Origin of the sequence: Pseudoalteromonas sp. APC 3355 (assembly GCF_030407615.1) — a bacterium.
Taxonomy (GTDB): domain Bacteria; phylum Pseudomonadota; class Gammaproteobacteria; order Enterobacterales; family Alteromonadaceae; genus Pseudoalteromonas; species Pseudoalteromonas distincta.
Genome location: NZ_JASDDB010000004.1, coordinates 341,946 through 359,738, shown reverse-complemented (window position 1 = coordinate 359,738; position 17,793 = coordinate 341,946). Strand labels below are relative to the sequence as shown.

Genomic DNA, 17,793 nt, shown 5'->3' with positions numbered 1-17,793 from the left:
AAGTGGTGTGAGCCATTAAGCTAACTTGTACTAATTACCCGTGAGGCTTAACCATACAACGCCAAACGCGTTTTATGCGACAGTTTAGACAGAAGTTAATATGACTAAAGTAGATATTACTGAAAGACTTAAAAAATATTATCAGATATTTTCCAAATTCAGTTAGTGCGTAGAAATACGAATTAACGCCCAAATTTGCTTGGTGACAATAGCGTTTTGGACCCACCTGACTCCATGCCGAACTCAGTAGTGAAACGAAACAGCGCCGATGATAGTGTAGCATTTGCTATGTGAAAGTAGGACATTACCAGGCTTCAAATTGTAGAGAGCCCGACTAGAAATAGTCGGGCTTTTTTACGTCTGCAGAAAAGTGAAATGTGCGCAATTAACACACACTCATACCAACACCATCGAGTAGGGCGGAAAAATAGATCACTTAATTAAGCGAATTGGTATAAAAATAAAATTGTGAACTACCGAATTTACGTTTTCGGTTTGTGTAAGCAGTTGTTTAGGTGAAGTATCAAACAGAATTTATAAATTAGTTTGATTAGTTGATTATAACTCGTTAACTAACCACAGACTTAGCTTGTTTATGAGGGCAATGAATACTAATATGATTTCATGATCTTATAACTAAATCTATTGGCTTAGTTGTTTTAAAATTACTACCAATAATGATTGTGAGCTGTAACTTAAATGCCTTATGAAACATTTGTAAATGACTCTGCATCGCTAGTTGAATTTACCCGAGTTTACTTAGCTATTTTTTATACTTTTGTTGCCGGATTTTATACATTTAGAATTATTTATAAAAATCGAAATACACCATCAGGCGTTATTTATCCCGGTGATAAATTTTGTACTAGTTGGTGGAACCATATGGTTTTTAAATTTTTCAGGGCTGCTATTTGGTTTGTATGTGTAATTAGAGTGTTTGTACCTGAGTTAGATAGCTATCTTGGGCTATTCCCAATACTCAATGGCTGGCCAGGCGTATTATTTGGCGATGTATTATTGACCGCAGGCTTTATTTTAACGATGTTTGTACATTTTCATATGGCAGCCCTTTGGCGTTCAGGCATTGATCCTAAGGGACCACATGAGCTTAAAACATCAGGATTATATGAATACTCTAGGAATCCGATGTATTTAGGCGTTGTAGCTGCACAGGTGGGGTTCTTTTTAGCCTTACCTAGTATATTTAGTTTAACCTGTTTAGTTATTGGTTTTACAGCTATATATAGACAAACATTAGTTGAGGAGGCTCATTTAGCTCATCGTTTTTCTACACAATATAAAGAGTATAAACAACTAGTCCCTCGCTGGTTATAGCTTGGGATTGAGCTTTAAATACATGGATTTTTAAGGCAAAAGTAAAGAAATGTTCTGTGTTGGCTTGCTAAAATCTAGCATGATAGACATAAATCAGATCACTTCTTTTTGTTTTATACCAATTCGCTTAATTAAGTGATCTATTTTTAGGATGGAAAACGTGTTGATAGCTAGGCAAAAAAATTGCTATTTAGTTGTTCTAAATGAAAATTTTTTAACACAGGTAGCGACACGTTCAGCCCCGCAAAATGATTAAGTATTATTGCGGATTGGTATTATATACTTTTCCATAAACTCTTGTTTAGTAATTGCCTTTGAAAAAATGTAGCCTTGAATATAATCACAAGCAAGCTGCTTTAATAGGTCATACTGTTTTTGTGTCTCAACTCCTTCAGCAACCACCATTACGTCTAGATTGTGAGCCATAGTGATAATAGCTTTCACGAGAGCAATACTATTATCGTTTGATTCTATATCGTTGATAAATGAGCGATCTATTTTTAAAATATCTATATCTAAGCGCTGTAAATACGCCAAAGAAGAATAACCAACACCAAAGTCGTCAATTGCAATATCTATATTAATAGTGCTTAAGCGTTTTAATTGTCGTTGTATTGACGAGTCGGGATCCATTAAAGTATTTTCAGTGACTTCAATTAAAATGGTGTTTGCGGGTAGTTGGTACTTTTTACTTGCAACAATCCATTCATCCACCCAGCAACCAGCGCGGTCAATTTCAAGAGGTGATGTATTTACACTGACTTGAATTGTCTTTTCACTTAAAACATTGAATTGGACAGTATCTTGAATTGCTTGAGATTTTACCCATTGGCCGATATCGTTTATTAATCCGTTTTTTTCAGCGACAGGTATAAATTCATTTGGCCCTATTAGGCCTCGTTCAGGGTGATTCCAACGAATTAGAGCTTCAGCTTTTGGTACTGATTTCCCGTCGATTGAAAATATAGGTTGGTAAAATAATTCAAATTGGTTTTTAACAATTGCAGTGCGTATCTCCTCTATTAGACGACGCTTTTCTGTGGCTTTTTCTTCTATAGCATAAGAGAAAAATTCATAGCGATTCCGCCCTTTATTTTTAGATAAATACATTGCTTGGTCAGCGCGTCTAACGAGCTCTTCTACTGTTAAACCATCAGCAGGGAAAAATGTTAAACCTATGCTTGCGGTAACATAGACTATCTCTTTTTTTACTTTAATGCTCTGCATTAAGCTACTTTTTACTGCTTCGGCAATTTTTGATGCTTCATCAGGACTATTTACACCCTCTAAAATTAATGTAAATTCGTCACCACCTAAACGTGCGACTGTATCTTTAGTCGTTATACAACTTTGCAGTCTTGTGGCTACTTGGTGTAAGAGTAAATCACCGTAGTCGTGACCTAGGCTGTCATTTACTTCTTTAAAGCCATCCAAATCTATGAATATAAGGGCGAACTTCATTCCCTTAATACTTACTAAGCTTTGTAGTTTTTCGTAAAAATAACGCCTGTTCGGTAAGTCGGTTAATCCATCTTGGTAGGCATATTGTTGCAACTGAATATTCGCATTTTCAAGTTCATTAGTACGCAGTCTAACTTGGTTTTCTAATGAATTTTCTCTTTGCTCAATGTTGTATAACATCGCATTAAAACAAGAGGTTAATTGTCCTACTTCATCTTGTGATAGCTGTTTAGCGCGTAAGCTATAATCGTGTGATGTAGTTATTTTATTTGCTGTTTGAGCTAGATATAAAATAGGGTTTAAAAAGCGACGCCTTAATAAAAGAGATAAAATTAGGCTGATGGCAAAGGTGAATACCATCAAAATCATTATAAATTTAAAGTAAAAAGTAATTCTGTCTTGAATGTAGCTGTTGTTAGCGCGTATTTTTAATATACCGTAATCATGCATATCGAGCTGAAGGGGTGTACTTACTTCAATACTTTGCTCCATATCTTCATCTTCGGATTGCGCAATAACAAGTTCCTCACCAGTCATACTTGTTACCATTATACTAATAACATCTGAGCGTATAAGTATTGGGTTTATAAGCTCTTGCACTGCATCTATATCATCAAACATAAGTGCTGTAGTTATATTCGGTGAAAGCATTTTTGACAGAGAGCCCAAGCTTTCTATTTGTTCCTCTTTAGCGCTAGTGATTTCATAAGCACTAAATACAATGGTTACTGTCGCGGTTGATACAAGTGCAACACTCATTAAGATAAATAGTAATTTTTTGCTCATCGTATTTAATGCAAATAGTTTTTTCATTGCACTACCTATCTACAACGCGGGCAAGGCGTAGCACTTTTGAGCTCATAGTAATGCCTGCATCTTTAAGCTGTTTTGGAGCAATTTCAAAGCGAATTTTACCACTGGAAAGAAAAAACCTGATATGACCGCCATTTTCAATAAATGTGTCTGTTTCACCAATGAGCATAACGTTTTTCAGCTCTAAAGGTGTTATGTTTTGCCATTCGATAAATGTATCAGAGGTAATAAATAGCATGTTACACGCCGAGGTTGTTACTTCATCAAGAGTGATTAATTTATTGTATAGAGGTAAGTTTTTTATAGTGCGACTTTTTAAAGCGTTGTTAGCCGCATCAATAAAGTATTTATCAGGGCTACAAATAATAAATTCATTAAGAGATTCTAAATGATAATCCCAGTGTCCAAAACGTGCAAAGTTATATAAGAAGCCAGCTTTTAGCATGTATTCTTTTTCAACAGCACAAACGCTGGCACTAAAAAGTGTCAACGTTATTAAGCTACTGTGAATTAAACTTCTTAATTTAATCATCTAATTAACTTAGAAATTTGCTGAAATTGTAAACGTAATACATTCATCAATATAGTTTGGTAATGTATAGGTTTCGCGCGTATTATTGTACTCAATATGTGAACCTGCAAAGAGGTTTTTACCCGAAATTGCAGTAGACCACACAGGTGTTGCTTGCCAATTCCAACTAATATCTAACGTTGTGTAATTATCAGTGTTATATGCATTTGAGTTTATTGCGCGCAATGTCGCAAACACATTATGGTTGGTTAAAAAAGAATAATCGGCTTTTGCAAATAACTGCCTGTTTTTAGAGTCATAGCCGATTGCGGGCTCTACTCGAGGAGGTAAATCGTACTTATAATCGGTGTAACTATAACCAAACTCAGTATTGAGATTATCAACTGGTTGCCATGATACAACTAGGTCGAACCCTTTAGTGGTCGTGTCTGCTACAGATGCAAAGTCTAAATCTATGCGAGTCATTGTTAGTGCTTGAAATACTTCTGGGATTCTCCCTGCTAGAAATAATTCAAGTATAGGAGTGAATTGTTCAGCATGCGTATTCATATCAATAACCGCTACGTTATTGGCATCTGTATAATAAGTAGAAAGATCCAATGACCAATCGTTAGCAGTAAAACGGTAGCCTAATTCATAAGATAGATAGTTTTCTGATTTAACTTTGTCGTTACCATTTAGGTAGGTTGCAATTCGGTAGTCGTCTATTTGTCCAAAGCCAGAGCTTAAACCGGTAAGATCTTTAATTTCTGTACCATTAACTTTAAAGTTGTCGTTAAATTCAATCAATGTTGGTGTACGTACACTTCTCGATATAGCACCCCAAGTAAGGTGGTTATCTACTGGTTTGTATATAAGCCTTGCTGACGGTTGATTTTCCCAGCCGGTTAAATCGTTATGATCAAGCTTAGTACCAATAATAAAATCGAGTGTATCAGGCGTCACATTGTATTGAGCTTGAACAAGTGCACCAAACTGTTTGAGGTTATCAAAGTTTTTATCGCTATCTAAAAATACACTTTCTGCGAAAGAGATAGAGTTATACCGGTAGTTTAATCCCCAATCTAGCTGTAGAGATTGGTATATGAAGTTCATTTGATAATCAATATCTATCGATTCAAAGTCTTCTTTAATATAATCTTGAGAACCATTTTGTTTCAGCCAAGAAATTTGTAGCATTTGATTGGCATCGGGCGACACTCTGTTTTCAAGGCGCGCCATTATGCGTGAGTCTGTTCGCTTTAAATCATCTGAGAATGAAATGTTTTCGTTGGTTTCATCTATAACACCTCGATAGTTTTGACCAAGTGTTGAGTGAGTAACGTCCCCCTGAAGTAGCGCAGACCACTCATCATTAGGGGTAAAGTCAGCCCGAAAACCTAAAGAATTTTGTTTAGTTGTATCGTTAGGTGCGAGTGAAATCCCTTTTTTTGATTCATTCGCATCTTTTACATGACCATACACACGGTAGCTGCCTATGTTACTTATATCACCACCGTAACGAAGATTTGCATCAACATTTATTTGATTACCAGTTGTTACGTTTGCGTATCCACCGCGAGTATCAATACTGTTTTTAGTAATGATATTAATCACGCCATTATTTGCGTTACTACCCCAAAGTAATCCGCCTTGTCCGCGTATTACTTCAATGCGTTCAATGTCATACAAAGGAACGTTGAGTGTTTCCCAATAAACTGCAGCAAATTTTGGGGTATATAAGCTTTGTCCGTCAATCATAACCAATAGTTTGCTAGAAAATCGAGAGGCAATACCTCTTGATGAAATAGCCCATTGATTGTTATCGAGCTGACGTACAATTAAACCTGGCACCATTTTCAGTGCTTCAGGTACTGATGTAGCACCAGAGTTAGTAATTTGTTCTTTACTTAATACATAAATAGATGAAGCGGTATCAAATGCTGATTGCGCTCTTTTCATCGCAGAAGTTGCTTGTACATCCATGCCCATTAAAGCATCAAGATCGAGGTCTTCATCTTCAAACGGCTCGGCCGTTAAGAAAGGGCAAACAAAAAGTAATGGCCAAAACAAACGTTGTGATATTTTCACCCAAAAGTCTCCTGCGCAATCAAAAAATCAAAAACAGTCTTTGTTTTTGTAATACATGTGATATCACACAATATTAACATACATTAACAGTGTAAAAGCATAAATGAGATAAAATCAAGGTAACTAATTTTGTAGTAGTTAAAAGGTCTAATTTCGCCCAATTGAACTGTAAAAATATAGTTAAATGAACTTTATAAGTATATTTATTAAAGAGTCAGTAAAATGTAAGTAGCTGATAGTTATATGTTTATATACGACTTAAAATTTAGTCTATTTCAGAATAACTTCAAAGTATTTACGGTTATAAATATTTAATCTTAACTTTTTCGTGTCATGCTTCTCAAAGCAATATTAATTATATGGGCACAATTTATACCTAGCCCTGTGTTATCTGCGATTGTGGTTTAATTATCTTTGCTTTTGTTAAAGCTATATAGAATACTTAAATTTGCTTGGTTTTGCTTTGAAGGCACCAAAGTATGATAAAAAATGAATTAATTAATGTAGAAGAAGTACTCGCTTTAATGCTTGATGCCGTTTGTGTGGTAGATAAACAAGGCACATTTGTTTTTGTAAGCGCAGCATTTGAGCAAATTTTTGGTTATACGGCCGACGAAGTTGTAGGCAAAAAAATGATTAACTATGTTTACGAAGGTGATCATTACAAAACGCATAACGCCGTAACATCGCTATTGTCTGGCGAAACGGTAAACCCTCGCTTCGAAAACCGCTGGATGAGAAAAGATGGTCAAGTAGTCCATATATTATGGTCTGTGCGTTGGTCAGAGCAACATCAAGTAAGAATTGCAGTAGCGCACGATATAACTGAGCGAAAAGTAATGGAAGAGCAGCTCCATTACATGGCTCGGCACGATGTGTTAACTGGCTTACCAAATCGCTCTTTATTGATGGAGCGATTAGAAAAAGTAATTATTAGTGCAGCTACTAACAACACATTTTTTTCTTTACTGTTTATAGATATAAATGGCTTTAAAGCAGTAAACGACACCCACGGACACGAAACTGGCGATAAGCTTTTATGTGCTATAGCAAAAAGGCTCTCAGCGTCGGTTAGGCATTACGATACAGTAGGGCGTTTAGGCGGAGACGAATTTTTAATTATTTTAGATAATTTAAGTTCTAGCCACGAAACAATCAGAATAAAAAATAAAGTCCTCACTGAGTTTAAAGCTGTCTTTAAGTTAGATGACGTACTACTAAATATTTCCCCCAGTATTGGCATTGCAAACTACCCAGAGCACGGACAAACAGATCACGAACTTATAAAATATGCTGATCAAGCTATGTACAAAAATAAACAACAAGGCTTAGATAACGTAACCTATTTACCTTAAAAATTATGCTGAACTACCACCTTAGACAACTCATCATCACAACGCCCTTAAGTACAATACATTACTTAGCGCCACATTTTTAATAGCGGTTTTCCAGTGCTGCGTTAAAAAATCTATAAATGCTCTTACAGCAGTTTGTAGGTAGTTCCTCGATAAATAAACTGCACAAGCTATGCCTGGGTGATAATGAAGGCAATTACCGTATCGGCAGTAATACATTTTTTACTAATGATGCAGGCGAAAGCAAAGTTTCGGTCACTGATTATGCAACCGCAATGGTTGATGAAGCGCAAAATGCAGCGCACGTAAATCAGTATATTAGTATTGCCTACTAATATGGTTACTAATCAAAAGCGTTTGATTATTTAGATATAACAATACTGGCTCACAAGGCTAAAATAATTTAATCTGAGCGTATTAATTCTTATTAAATTATTTGCCTTATGAGCCTTCTTTTTTCTCTTGCGTTAGCAAGCCTTCCCGCTTTACCTGAGCCTGTTGCAAATAATGCTGTGGCTAAAGTTATTGTTAAAAACCAAACCTATTTTTTAAGCTTTATGGGGCTGGGCCGCGATAAACAGCATTCGTCAGTGCATAACAAAGTGTGGGCGCTTAAAGTTGGCGATTCACAGTGGCAATCTAAAACTGGTGTGCCTTCAAGCTTGCCACTAAAAGGGCGCTTAGCAAGCACCGCAGTCGGTTTAGGCGAGTACGCCTATGTGTTTGGCGGCTATACGGTAGCAGAGGATCATACTGAAGTTTCAAGCCCCGACGTATATAAGTACGACGTAATAAAAGATACCTACACTCATCTTGCGAGCATGCCAGTACCCGTAGACGATAGCGTCGCGCTGAGCTACAAAGCGCGTTACATTTATCTAATAAGCTGTTGGCATAACGACGGCAACGTAAACTTAGTACAAGTATACGACACGCAAAATAATACATGGCAACAAGCCTCGCCATTTTTAGGTGAGCCTGTATTTGGCCAAGCCGCTGCTATTAGCGATAATATCATTGTTATTTGTGATGGCGTTAAAACACAAGCTAATCCTGATTCGCGTCGCTCGTTTGCAGGTGTAGCACAGTGCTTAAAAGGCACAATAGATTCAACTAATCCACAAAAAATAGACTGGCGTACCTTGCCACATCCAACAGGCACTGCTCACTACCGAATGGCAGCCACCAGCTATAATGGCAATATTTATATGTTGGCAGGCTCTAATAACCCATATAACTACAGCGCAATAGGTTACGACGGCAAACCTGCACCTGCAAGTGACCATGTTTGGCGCTTTAGTATCGAAAAAAACGAATGGCAAATTTTATCCTCAGTTGAAGTAAAGAGTATGGATCATCGTGGTTTACTTGAGCACAGTGGGGTTTTATATCGAATTGGTGGTATAGATAACAGTCAGCAAGTAAGCGCTAACGTACTCGGTTACGAGGTTAAAAAGTGAACACTCTTTACATTACCGGAGCGGGAGTCAGCGCAGCCAGTGGTATTCCCACCTTTAGAGGGGAGGATGGTTATTGGACCATTGGCAGTAAAAATTATACGCCTATGGAAATGGCAACGCGCGCAATGTACCAAAACGCCCCAAAAGAGTTTTTAGCATGGTATTACCATCGCTTTGCAACGTATCGCAACCATGGCCCAAACGACGTACACCATTGGCTAAGTGACAAAAACCTAATTACTCAAAACATAGATGGGCTTGATGGCAAAGCGGGTAACAAAAATTACATAGCGATACACGGCAGGCTTGATCAAATGACCTTATTTCATGAGCAAGGTGAGCCTGTCACGCCAGTTGCCACCCCGTGGGATAGCGTAGACGAAAGCCGCCTGCAAGAGTCTCTTTTTGAGCTATTTAATATTCAAAACCAAACGCCTGAGCTAAACCATTCATTTAAGCCCTTTGTTTTATTATTTGACGAATACTACACCGAGCTTTACAGAATAACACAAGCACAACAGCGTATGCTCAACGCCGATAAAATTGTATTTATGGGCACCTCGTTTAGCGTCAATATTACGCAAATGGCCATTGAAATAGCCCGAAATTACGACATTCCTGTTGAAGTGGTTGACCCTGAACCTGTACATATTTTGCACGCTAACGTCACATATAAAAAAATGAATGCATTAGATTACATTCAATCTAATTAATAAGTGCTATATTTTAAAGGGGTTGATAATGTTTTCTTAAATATTACAATCTCTTTATATAATATTAACGAGTCAAAAATGTTATTATTATCCTGATTATAACAATATTAAAGAGATCTGAATGAGCGACTTAACTGCAATAGCAAACTTGTCTATTTTACTTGTAGAGCCTTCAGAGGTTCAGCAAAAAATAATAATAAAATCGCTTTTAGAAAGTGGTGTAAAACAAGTTGAAACTGCATCTACACAAACACAAGCGCTTAGCTTATTAGCAAGTTATCACCCTGATCTAGTTATAAGCTCTATGTATTTATCTGACGGGACAGCTGACTCACTATTGCAAGAAATAAGATCAAACCCTATCACCGAGCATCAACCTTTTATGCTTATATCGAGCGAGCGTAATAAAAAATACCTTGAGCAATTACGCCAATCGGGTGTGCTGGCTATTTTGCCAAAGCCTTTTAGCGCAAAAGCCATTACCCGCGCACTCAAAGCAACCCTTGATATTATAAGCGAAGAAGAAGTAGAACTTGATCATTTTGACGTAACGCTGCTGCGAGTTTTAGTGGTAGACGACAGCCGCTTTGCGCGTAAACACATAATACGCGTACTTGCGGGGATGGGAATACCTGCACCAATAGAAGCTGAAAACGGTAAAGAAGCTATTGAGCACTTGAATAACCAACCGTTTGACTTAATAGTAACCGACTACAACATGCCAGAAATGGACGGGCGAGAACTAACAGAAGCCGTTAGAAGCTCAAATAGCTACTCACATATTCCTATTTTAATGGTGAGCTCAGAGGCAAACGACACCCACCTAGCTAATATAGCTCAAGCGGGAGTTGATGCTATTTGTGATAAACCGTTTGAACCGGCCACAGTGCGAGAATTACTGTATAAAATAATGTCTTAAAAGTAAGTACAAGCGTAGGACGGTTATTATTTGGCCTACGCTCATCTTTAAAATACATTTACTATTACAGTTTTCCTAATCTATAAATGAGTAATGCCGTTTTTTTAATGTTTTTATCAAGGCTGGTTAAATCGGCTGTTTCGTTTTTAGTGTGCGCACCGCTGCCCATCAAGCCTAAACCATCAAGTGCCATATCAACATGGTTTGCCGCAAACGAAATATCAGCCGCACCTGCATTGCGTGGATTGGCGGCAACTACTTTGTTGAAGCCTAAATCGTGGCTTGCGTCGCTGTATAATTCTAATAGCTTTTTATTGCCATCAGTTAATGCCATTGGCGGGTAACCGTCTTCAAAAATAAGCTCTGCTTTACTACCATCTAAGTTTTTAGCCACAATTTGTAGCATAACCCTTTTAGCGCTTTCTACCTGCTTTGGCGAAAGTGCGCGTAAATCACCTGCCACATGCACGGTTTGTGCTATTACATTACTTTTACCAAACGCCGTTGCTGACGAGTTAGCACTGTCGTAGTCGGCATTGGTACCGCCCACAATAAGCCCTGGGTTAAATGTTAAATTAGGTTGCGTGGCAAGTTGCTCTCTAACATCATTTAAAATGCGTGATGCTTCGTAAATAGCGCCATAACCAACGCTTTCGCTAAATATTTGTGACGAATGCGCTGCATTTGCCGTTACATTTAGCGTCCAACCGGTATAACCACGGCGCGCCGCCATAGCAGTTTTTATATTGTTATCGCCATTTTCATAGCCAAGCGCTACGTCAGCCCAAATTGCTGCATCAACAATAGCTTGTTTAGATAAGCTAAGCGGGCGACCGCTGCTTTCTTCATCGCCAGTCAGCAATACTTTTATGCTTACATTTTCGAGTAAATTAAGGGCTTGTAAGCTTTTAAGTGCGGTAATTATTATCGTGTTACCGCCTTTCATATCGGCAACGCCTGGGCCACTGGCTGTATCGGCATCAAGTTGTTTGTAGGTAGTAAAGTTATCGTTTTTGGCAAATACCGTATCTAGATGGCCGATCATCAGTATTTTTATTGCATCGGGGTTTTTACTCTCATGGGTTGCCAGTACATGTCCTGCGCGGTTAAACGCACTGCCATCCAGCCATTCTACTTTAAAACCAATGGCTTTAAGCTGCTCACTTGTCAGCGCACCTACTTTTTTTACACCTTCAATATTAAGCGAACCGCTATTAATATTTACGGCTTGCTCTATTTCTTGCAGTGCTTGGGGAATGTTTTTATCGACCTGTTTTACTATTTCACGCTCGTTTTTATCAAGCGCCGCATGGCTTGTAAGCGACAGGGTACTCGCAAGGGTAAAAATAAGTGCATGGCTAAATTTTAAAAATGACATAACAGCATAATAAGTGAGAAATAAGAATATTTAATATGAAGTAAAAATACAGAGTATTCAATAGAAGTAGATTGTGATTTTTAACTAATTTTATAAGCAATAACGAGTTACAGGTTTAAGGGTTATGGGGTGTACGCGTTATTGGTTTAAACACAGGTATTTAAAATATAACCACTTAACTAATAATCAACCTGTGCAACTAAACAGCAATTTGCCTGATATTACTGATCTCCACCATTTTGGATTTTTGCTACATTTAGAAAAGGTAAGGCGAAGCTAACTAACTGTTTACAGATGTTTATTTTATAGCTAGCATGAAATCACTGTAATATAGGGACATTTATCGGTTTGTAAAACGACAGATGTCGTAAGTTAAATTGCTATCAATCAGCAGGAAAATAATGGTTAGTTGGAATTTTAAGAGTTTAAAAAGCCGTATTCAAGAGCAGGTATCTGATACCGATTATAAGCGTTTAGACCAGTACATGGATGCGTTTGATTGGAAAGGCAAAGCTGTTGGTTTTCACTTAAATGAAGCACATGTTTGTTTTGAAAAGTTCAGTGATTGTAGCCTTGACAACTATATAGCCCAAATGAATAAATTGGTTAATAAGGTTCCATTCCCAGAGTTTCATTCAGCCAAAGCTAAGAGAGAAGTATCGATTGTTTCAGCTGCAATGATGGTTCACAGCCTACCAGAAACGCTTGCACAAATATTGGTAATATGTTTTCAACTGCCAGCTAACAATATTCATAGAATAACTTTTAAGTCCGTCCATGATTCCATGAGGCAATCTAAGATCAAGGAGATGTTATTAAATTTAATAACATCTGATGAATATCGCTATATCAATGCATTTGTAAATACTTCAAAGCATATAAGTTTAGTTAAACCGATGTATTCATTTGCTTTCGATGGTACGACAGTTCATAGCATATCTTTTGATGAGTTTTCATTTCAAGGCACTAATTTTAAGTCTATAAGGGATGAAGTGCTTATTGATTATATACAAAAGTTAAGGACCGCATGTGTAGAAATCGGAGCTGAGATTAATACAAACAACCATCAGGTTTAACACCATTAGTATTAAACCTGACGGCCCAAACTATCTAGCCAACATTAATTAGTCGGCATTAAATAAATCTCGCGTACGCTGTTGCGCTGGTTTGCTTCAATAGCAAACAGTACGGCGTCGGCTACATCTTGTGGGTCGAGTTTGTCGGGTTTAGCTTCATCAAAAAATGGGGTGTTTACCATGCCTGGGGCTATGGTTGTGCAGCGGCCGTTCCACTCGCTCATTTCTTCTGCTAAGTTTTGTCCAAAGCCATAAGCAAACCATTTAGTTGCACCGTAAATAGAGCCACCAATTGGCTTACGGCCAGCGGCAGAGCTGGTTAATATAAAGTGACCTTTGTTTTGGCGTAAATGCGGCAGGGTTAATTTTGCAGTCCACAGTAGGGCTTTAATGTTTATATCAATCATGGTTGACCACTCATCGGGATCACCTTTTTCGGTGCCTGCGGTTGAAACACCCATGCCCGCGTTAGCAAAGGCTACATCTAATCGGCCAAACTTTTCAATGCCTTTGGTAACTACGTTTTCAAGTGCGGTAAAGTCGGTTGCATCTGCGGCTACGCTCATTGCGTTATCTGATCCTAGCTCGGCAACAAGTTGGTTAAGTTGCTCTTCTCTACGGGCGGTTAATATAACTTTATGACCGTTGTTTACTAAGGTTTTTGCCGTTGCTTCACCAATGCCACTAGAAGCGCCGGTTATGAGTACTATTTTCTCTTTTGCCATGGTTTTTTCCTTATTAACAAATGAATAAAGGCGCAGCTCAATGTGCGCCATGCAGTTATTGCGCTATGTCAAAATTGACTGATAAATCGTCAGCTTGTGTTAGGCTAATTTGTTTTAGTTGATAAATATTAAAATCAGCATCTACTTGCTCTGCATCGTCTATGTGTGCGCTACACGTATAAGCAAGTTGATAGTCGCCTGGTGTTATGAATGCGAGTTCAAATTCGTATTCATTATCGTCTGAATCAAATACAACATTGGCGGTAGCTAATGGAGCGTTATCAGGCGTTTGGCCATCTATTTCATGAATATCTGTTGGGGTTTGTGCTTGCGCAGAGTAAAGGTAAACAGCATGGCCAAATGATGAATCATCAGCGGCAAGACCAATGTTGTCAGTCTCGCAATTGTTTATAAGTGTTTGGCTTACAGTGCCTTCAATATCTTGTGATTCAGAAAGGTTTTGTAAACGCACACCGCGAGGTTTTAAAAAGACTTCGTTATTATTTTGTGGATCAACCAATGATTTTTTTAAATCAAACTCTAATACAAACTCGTTGTCGGTTTGATTGAGTGTAAAGCCATCTAGCTGAATTTCGCCCACGCCATCATTACCTTTTCTTTTTACGATAAGCGGTGCAATGCTGCCGTCTTCATAAACTACGTGAGATGTTAAGCTAAGGTTGTTTGTGTCGCCGTTTATTACTTGCGCGCGGATCCACGAATAATCACCTGCAGGTACTTCTTGATCGTCAAGTAATTGAAAAATATCGTCGCCCGTATAGTCTAGTAAGTTGACCATTTGCGCTAAGGTGGCATCGTTTTTAGAGCGAGTTTCAAAGCTAACTTCTTCACCTTCTTGGGCTTTAATTGTTATTGAATCAAATACAACGTTAACCTGTTTTAAACCAGTGACTGGAGCGTCGGAAATTCCTAAGCTAAAAGTGGTTTTATCACTTGTTTGCGGTGGGGTTGTTTCAGCATCGTCATTTGATGAGCCGCAGCCTGCTAAGGCAAAAATAATAGCGCTACTTAATATTGTTGATTTAAAGTTCATGGTTGTTTCCTCTTATTTGATTTGTTAAGTGTATGTATTTAACCCTTAACCTAAATTGAATTAAAAATATGAGAAGTTATAACTTTTAACATGCTGTTTTAAAACGTTTTTAATTTCATCGATTTAATCGTTTTTTACTATATACTCGCGCCACTTCTTTTGAAGTCGGTTTTATTAGATTTAACCATTATTTTGCTGAGTTTCAGCCACATTTATCGGAACAAACATGAAAGATAAACTCTTAGCGTTTTGGCAAAGCCATTCAGAAACAATCATCACTTTAGGTTACAAGGTGATTTTAGCGTTGGTGATTTTAATTGCGAGTGCCTTAATTGCACGATCGGTTAAAAAAGCGATTAAAAACTCTAAATCGCCATTAAAAAGAGTGGATAGTACGCTGCTTCCTCTTTTATCGAGTATTGCTGGTTATTTAGTTTATATAATTGGTGGGCTATTTATTTTAGATATTTTTGGCGTTAATACGGCAAGCTTAATTGCGCTAATGGGTGCTGCTGGTTTAGCGATTGGTTTAGCCCTTAAAAATACGCTGAGCAATATTGCTGCGGGTATTATGCTGCTAATACTCAGACCTTTTAAAATAGGCGATTTTGTTGATGCCAGTGGCACGCTTGGTACTGTGAGTGAAATAAACCTATTTACCACTATTTTTAAAACCACCGACGGTCTTTACATTGCATCACCTAACGGCAAAGTGTGGGGTGGGAATATTAAAAACTTCACCCGTAATGGCAAAAGGCGAATGGACATAGTGGTGGGTATTTCGTATGCCGACTCTATTGATGTTGGCTTAAATGTACTTAAAGAATTAGCCGCATCAGAGAGCCGATTACTCGCAGAGCCTGCACCTAAAGTAATGGTGACATCAATAGGCGAAAGCGCAGTAAACATTCAATTACGTGCGTGGGCTGTTAATGGTGATTATTGGCAAACTGTGTGGGATTTAAATAAACGTGTTAAAGAAGCTATTGAAGGCGCAGGGCTGAGTATTCCGTTTCCGCAGCGTACGCTGCATATATCTGAGTCTATGGCGTCGGCAATAACTGTTAACAAAGATGCTTAAATATGTATTAACATAAACATAAGCACAAATAAAAATAGCGAGCCTTGGCTCGCTATTTTTATATTAGCCGTAGTATTAGCCTTTGTGTAGGCTGATGTATTAACCTTCTAATTGAAAGTCGTACACTGAGCCTAAATTAAGTAGTTGTGTGAGCTCATCAAGTGCTTGGTAGCTTTCAGTCAATAGGGCTGAGTCTGCAAAGTCACTTGCGCCTAATTTGTCGCGGTAGTTACGTTTTGCCCAGTCACACAGTTGTGTGTATTTAGTATCAGTTAAAATAACCTCTGGGTTTACTGCAGCAAGTTCTTGCTCGTTAAGGGCTACACGTAAACGCAAGCAAGCTGGGCCGCCGCCATTTTGCATACTTTGGCGTAAATCAAAAAACTGTACTTGGTTTACTGGGTTATCAGCCATGATCATTTCTTCAATGTAGGCGTTAACCGCGCTGTTGCGTTTACACTCTTGTGGTGCCACTAACAGCATTGAACCATCTTCAAGGCTCACTAGCTGGCTATTAAATAAATAACTACTTACAGCGTCGGTAATGCTTACTTTATCGGTAGGTACTTCAATAATATAAAATTCTTTATTGCCCACATACGCTTCGCGAATATCTTGCAATGCCAAAGCTTGGTTTAAAAATGCTTGCTGGTGGCACAGTAATACGTTGGCGTTACCTACTGCAATTACATCGTTATGAAACACACCTTGATCTATTACGTCTGGATTTTGCTGTAGTAAAATTTGGCTTGAATCTTTTAAGTTATGTAAGCGACAAATTGCTTCTGAGGCTTCTAGTGTTTGCCTTGCAGGAAATTTAGCTGGTTTTGGTAATTGGCTGTTAAACGCGCTGGCACCAAATACAAACATTTCAAGGCCTTGCTCGCCGTGGCTGTCACAAAAACGAGTATGGTTTGCTGCACCTTCGTCGCCAAAAAAGCCTTGGTCTGGTAAATGGGTATGGTGCGCAAAGTATTTGTCGTTGTTAAACATCGCTTTTAATAAGCGTGTAGTGGTTGCAGGCTCTAATGAACGATGAAACTTATTATTCAAATTAGCTGAAGTAAAATGTACTTTGCCGTCGGTTGTATCAGGAGATGGCGATACCGTAGCGGCATTTGCTGTCCACATTGCTGAAGCTGAATAACACGCGCGTAATAAAATAGGATCTGCTTTAAATGCTTTGTGAATTACTTGTGCATCATTACCGGTAAAGCCTAAGCGGCGCAGTACGTTTAAGTCGGGGCGCGCATGAGGGGCAAATACACCTTGAGTTAGGCCTTTGTCGTGCATGGCTTTCATTTTTTCAAGGCCTTGAAGCACAGCCTCTTGAGGATTTGAAAAGCTTGCTGCGTTATTTAACGAGGCAACATTACCATACGATAAACCAGCGTAGTTGTGAGTAGGGCCAACTAAGCCATCAAAATTAACTTCCAAAGCGTGCATACACGTCCCAACTAAAAATTTTCAATAGGATGCAACAATACAACGCAATAGGGCTGCTTGCAAAGTTATAAACGAAGTGTTTTTACTAATTTTTTCGATGTTTTTAAATGTGGAGTTTATTACAAGGGGGTTGTTTTTATATTGAACGATTAATTTGAAGTTTAATTAAAATGTACACATAAATTTCATAGTGTGCAAAAGCTTAGCCTAAAGTAGGTTTTTACATTTAAGCTTTATGCCAAGCCTTTACACAATACGATGTTACTTAACATAGACGCGCTCTTTGTCAGCGGTGGTATGGGTATTTGTTGGATCATTAACTTGCCAAACGCTAATGTCTAAACGCCATAAAAGGTAAAGGGTATGGTATAAGTT

General features: G+C 38.2%; 15 protein-coding genes and 1 rRNA gene. 9 read left to right on the top strand and 7 right to left on the bottom strand.

The features are described 5' to 3' along the window. The first annotated feature begins 198 nt into the window (after positions 1 to 198). Positions 199 to 313, top strand: a 5S ribosomal RNA gene (gene rrf, locus QMA08_RS09770). Between the two features lie 386 nt (positions 314 to 699). Further along, on the top strand, positions 700 to 1,335 hold the full coding sequence (locus QMA08_RS09765; RefSeq protein ID WP_290174394.1) for an isoprenylcysteine carboxylmethyltransferase family protein: 636 nt from the start codon (positions 700 to 702) through the stop codon (positions 1,333 to 1,335). Between the two features lie 252 nt (positions 1,336 to 1,587). On the opposite strand, the gene QMA08_RS09760 is transcribed toward QMA08_RS09765, so the two are convergent. From QMA08_RS09760 to QMA08_RS09750, 3 genes are read right to left on the bottom strand one after another with little or no spacing between them, the layout of a single operon-like run. Next, positions 1,588 to 3,609 (bottom strand): EAL domain-containing protein, encoded by a 2,022-nt coding sequence (locus QMA08_RS09760; protein WP_290174391.1) that lies wholly within the window; start codon positions 3,607 to 3,609, stop codon positions 1,588 to 1,590. A 4-nt stretch (positions 3,610 to 3,613) separates the two neighbouring features. Then, complete coding sequence (locus QMA08_RS09755) at positions 3,614 to 4,141, bottom strand: YfiR family protein (RefSeq protein WP_080945067.1); 528 nt, start codon at positions 4,139 to 4,141, stop codon at positions 3,614 to 3,616. Positions 4,142 to 4,150: 9 nt separating this feature from the next. Then, entirely contained in the window at positions 4,151 to 6,211 is a 2,061-nt protein-coding gene (locus QMA08_RS09750; protein ID WP_290174388.1) for a TonB-dependent receptor, read from the bottom strand. 479 nt (positions 6,212 to 6,690) lie between these two features. Between QMA08_RS09750 and QMA08_RS09745 the strand changes: the two genes are divergently transcribed. From QMA08_RS09745 to QMA08_RS09725, 5 genes are all read left to right on the top strand, one after another. After that, on the top strand, positions 6,691 to 7,566 hold the full coding sequence (locus QMA08_RS09745) for a diguanylate cyclase (RefSeq protein WP_290174387.1): 876 nt from the start codon (positions 6,691 to 6,693) through the stop codon (positions 7,564 to 7,566). Between the two features lie 119 nt (positions 7,567 to 7,685). After that, complete coding sequence (locus QMA08_RS09740; RefSeq protein WP_290174385.1) at positions 7,686 to 7,901, top strand: epimerase; 216 nt, start codon at positions 7,686 to 7,688, stop codon at positions 7,899 to 7,901. Positions 7,902 to 8,009: 108 nt separating this feature from the next. After that, positions 8,010 to 9,026: a kelch repeat-containing protein gene (locus QMA08_RS09735; protein ID WP_290174384.1), complete on the top strand. Its 1,017-nt coding sequence runs from the start codon at positions 8,010 to 8,012 to the stop codon at positions 9,024 to 9,026. Then, positions 9,023 to 9,739 (top strand): Sir2 family NAD-dependent protein deacetylase, encoded by a 717-nt coding sequence (locus QMA08_RS09730; RefSeq protein ID WP_290174382.1) that lies wholly within the window; start codon positions 9,023 to 9,025, stop codon positions 9,737 to 9,739. Before QMA08_RS09735 ends, QMA08_RS09730 begins: the two co-directional genes overlap by 4 nt. Positions 9,740 to 9,860: 121 nt before the next feature. Further along, positions 9,861 to 10,658 (top strand): response regulator, encoded by a 798-nt coding sequence (locus tag QMA08_RS09725; protein WP_004334468.1) that lies wholly within the window; start codon positions 9,861 to 9,863, stop codon positions 10,656 to 10,658. Positions 10,659 to 10,722: 64 nt separating this feature from the next. On the opposite strand, the gene QMA08_RS09720 is transcribed toward QMA08_RS09725, so the two are convergent. After that, positions 10,723 to 12,036 (bottom strand): M20/M25/M40 family metallo-hydrolase, encoded by a 1,314-nt coding sequence (locus QMA08_RS09720; protein ID WP_290174380.1) that lies wholly within the window; start codon positions 12,034 to 12,036, stop codon positions 10,723 to 10,725. 401 nt (positions 12,037 to 12,437) lie between these two features. Between QMA08_RS09720 and QMA08_RS09715 the strand changes: the two genes are divergently transcribed. Further along, complete coding sequence (locus tag QMA08_RS09715; protein WP_290174379.1) at positions 12,438 to 13,112, top strand: hypothetical protein; 675 nt, start codon at positions 12,438 to 12,440, stop codon at positions 13,110 to 13,112. Positions 13,113 to 13,156: 44 nt separating this feature from the next. Here the strand turns inward: QMA08_RS09715 and QMA08_RS09710 are convergent, their stop codons facing one another. Next, complete coding sequence (locus tag QMA08_RS09710) at positions 13,157 to 13,837, bottom strand: SDR family oxidoreductase (protein ID WP_290174377.1); 681 nt, start codon at positions 13,835 to 13,837, stop codon at positions 13,157 to 13,159. A gap of 55 nt (positions 13,838 to 13,892) precedes the next feature. Continuing rightward, positions 13,893 to 14,891 carry a DUF4382 domain-containing protein gene (locus QMA08_RS09705; protein ID WP_290174375.1) on the bottom strand — a complete coding sequence of 333 codons (999 nt, stop codon included), beginning with the start codon at positions 14,889 to 14,891 and terminating at the stop codon, positions 13,893 to 13,895. A gap of 226 nt (positions 14,892 to 15,117) precedes the next feature. Here QMA08_RS09705 and QMA08_RS09700 point away from each other — a divergent pair, with 226 nt between their 5' ends. After that, positions 15,118 to 15,972, top strand: coding sequence for a mechanosensitive ion channel domain-containing protein (locus QMA08_RS09700; RefSeq protein WP_290174374.1), 855 nt, complete (start codon positions 15,118 to 15,120; stop codon positions 15,970 to 15,972). Between the two features lie 99 nt (positions 15,973 to 16,071). On the opposite strand, the gene astB is transcribed toward QMA08_RS09700, so the two are convergent. Continuing rightward, entirely contained in the window at positions 16,072 to 17,418 is a 1,347-nt protein-coding gene (astB, locus tag QMA08_RS09695; protein ID WP_004334492.1) for an N-succinylarginine dihydrolase, read from the bottom strand. Positions 17,419 to 17,793: the final 375 nt, after the last annotated feature.

What these genes read in the sequence shown, in the direction of transcription:
- QMA08_RS09735 (WP_290174384.1), top strand. Translation starts at nt 8,010, where the DNA reads ATGAGCCTTCTTTTTTCTCTTGCGTTAGCAAGCCTTCCCGCTTTACCT.
- QMA08_RS09715 (WP_290174379.1), top strand. Translation starts at nt 12,438, where the DNA reads ATGGTTAGTTGGAATTTTAAGAGTTTAAAAAGCCGTATTCAAGAGCAG.
- QMA08_RS09760 (WP_290174391.1), bottom strand. Translation starts at nt 3,609, where the DNA reads ATGAAAAAACTATTTGCATTAAATACGATGAGCAAAAAATTACTATTT.
- QMA08_RS09710 (WP_290174377.1), bottom strand. Translation starts at nt 13,837, where the DNA reads ATGGCAAAAGAGAAAATAGTACTCATAACCGGCGCTTCTAGTGGCATT.
- QMA08_RS09740 (WP_290174385.1), top strand. Translation starts at nt 7,686, where the DNA reads ATGCTCTTACAGCAGTTTGTAGGTAGTTCCTCGATAAATAAACTGCAC.
- QMA08_RS09725 (WP_004334468.1), top strand. Translation starts at nt 9,861, where the DNA reads ATGAGCGACTTAACTGCAATAGCAAACTTGTCTATTTTACTTGTAGAG.
- QMA08_RS09755 (WP_080945067.1), bottom strand. Translation starts at nt 4,141, where the DNA reads ATGATTAAATTAAGAAGTTTAATTCACAGTAGCTTAATAACGTTGACA.
- QMA08_RS09700 (WP_290174374.1), top strand. Translation starts at nt 15,118, where the DNA reads ATGAAAGATAAACTCTTAGCGTTTTGGCAAAGCCATTCAGAAACAATC.
- QMA08_RS09745 (WP_290174387.1), top strand. Translation starts at nt 6,691, where the DNA reads ATGATAAAAAATGAATTAATTAATGTAGAAGAAGTACTCGCTTTAATG.
- QMA08_RS09765 (WP_290174394.1), top strand. Translation starts at nt 700, where the DNA reads ATGCCTTATGAAACATTTGTAAATGACTCTGCATCGCTAGTTGAATTT.
- QMA08_RS09705 (WP_290174375.1), bottom strand. Translation starts at nt 14,891, where the DNA reads ATGAACTTTAAATCAACAATATTAAGTAGCGCTATTATTTTTGCCTTA.
- astB (WP_004334492.1), bottom strand. Translation starts at nt 17,418, where the DNA reads ATGCACGCTTTGGAAGTTAATTTTGATGGCTTAGTTGGCCCTACTCAC.
- QMA08_RS09720 (WP_290174380.1), bottom strand. Translation starts at nt 12,036, where the DNA reads ATGTCATTTTTAAAATTTAGCCATGCACTTATTTTTACCCTTGCGAGT.